At 31.6% G+C, this 1,427-nt stretch carries 2 protein-coding genes; both read right to left on the bottom strand.

The genetic code is table 11. The features are described 5' to 3' along the window. Positions 1–220: 220 nt before the first annotated feature. Positions 221–520, bottom strand: a complete 300-nt coding sequence (locus ACFQ0I_RS17420) for a hypothetical protein (RefSeq protein WP_109403812.1) — start codon at positions 518–520, stop codon at positions 221–223. Further along, positions 521–913: a contact-dependent growth inhibition system immunity protein gene (locus ACFQ0I_RS17425; protein WP_379944269.1), complete on the bottom strand. Its 393-nt coding sequence runs from the start codon at positions 911–913 to the stop codon at positions 521–523. Positions 914–1,427 lie beyond the last annotated feature (514 nt).

The following is a 1,427-nucleotide window of genomic DNA, read 5'->3' on the forward strand; positions in this document are numbered from 1 at the left end:
TATTAAAACATTGTAGGAAATTATCAATAATTATGCCGTTTTCGGAAATGTTGCACAACGTGTTTGTATATGGTTTGTTGCGTGGTTAAGCACGTAATTTAGCAAATAAAAACCGAGTAGAAAATCCACGAGGATTTTCGTAAGTAGGCTAGAACTAGCAATAAATTATATACGGTGTTGGCAACTGGCTTTTATTTATTCAGTTCAATTATTCTCTAAATTAATTTAAAAACAAACTTGCTAAAATTGGCAAAATTCCAAAAATGACAAGTCCAACTATTGAAGTCCAATATTGATAATTTTTCTTCTCTTTTTTTATGGTACTAAAAATTATAAAAATCAGACTCAATAAAAGTAAAACTGTTCCTAAAATTCCAAAATAAAATAAGACTTGTGCTGTGTTGTCTCCTTCATTAAATATACTTGTATAGCTGATTGTCAAATAGAAGGAAATAATATTAATTATTAAAATCCAAATCATAAAATGGAAAGCCCATTTTTTAAAATTTATATTATTCATTTAAGCTAGTTTTTTATTTATTCGGTCAAATTTCTTTTCTCCGAGTTCATTTTTTATTATTTCCGAATTCTGTTCCACAATATTTTTAAATTTCAGAAATTCAGTTTGATTTTCATTCCAAAATTCAGTCGGTAAACTTGAAACAGCGATAAGTAAATCGCCTTCGTAAAAATCACATTCGGTCAAAATATTCCGTTCGAGTTTTTCGAGTGCGATTCCGATTAGATATTCAATTCCGATTTTTTGAGAAATTAGAAGTCTTATCTGTTCGTTTGTCAATTCCGCAATACTGATTTTCCGATAATGATAACATTTTTCAACCAAATCAGTCGGAAATTCGGAAAGGTTTTTCCAAATATCTTTCTCTAATTGTTCGATTGATTTTGTTACCATATGAGTGATTTCAGCTTGTTGCCAACGGTCTTGTATAACCGTCAGTTACGGGCAAATTAGCAATTATTTTTGATATTAGCAACGACCATTAGCAATTCCGAGTTGATTCGGACGTAGTCGAATCAGCCGTAATTGCGGTTATGCATTGTTGCAAGTAGTAGATTTTTTTATTATTCAGTTTAAAGTTCACGTTTATTAAATCAGAATTTGGTCAATTTTAAATTCCGGTTTCGAGTAATAATTCCGCAACTTGCTAAATTCCGTCAGAGTGAATTCCCACGTTCAGTTTGGTTTTCGCTTTTCAATTCAGAAGTCGATTCCGTAAACTTGCTCAAAAATCCGTCGAGCTTTTTATTCAGATTTTGAGTGAGAATTCAGCGTTTTATTCCGCAATTTGTATACTAATTTTAAGTTCTGAATTGTTTGATTCTGAGTGCGTTCCGCTATTACTTGCAACGGTTTTGTATAAGAATAGTTGCGGGTTTGCGTGCGAGGATTTTCCGCAGGAAAATCA

The sequence above is a fragment of the Mariniflexile aquimaris genome (genome assembly GCF_042676825.1).
In the GTDB taxonomy this organism is placed as follows: Bacteria; Bacteroidota; Bacteroidia; order Flavobacteriales; family Flavobacteriaceae; genus Mariniflexile; species Mariniflexile aquimaris.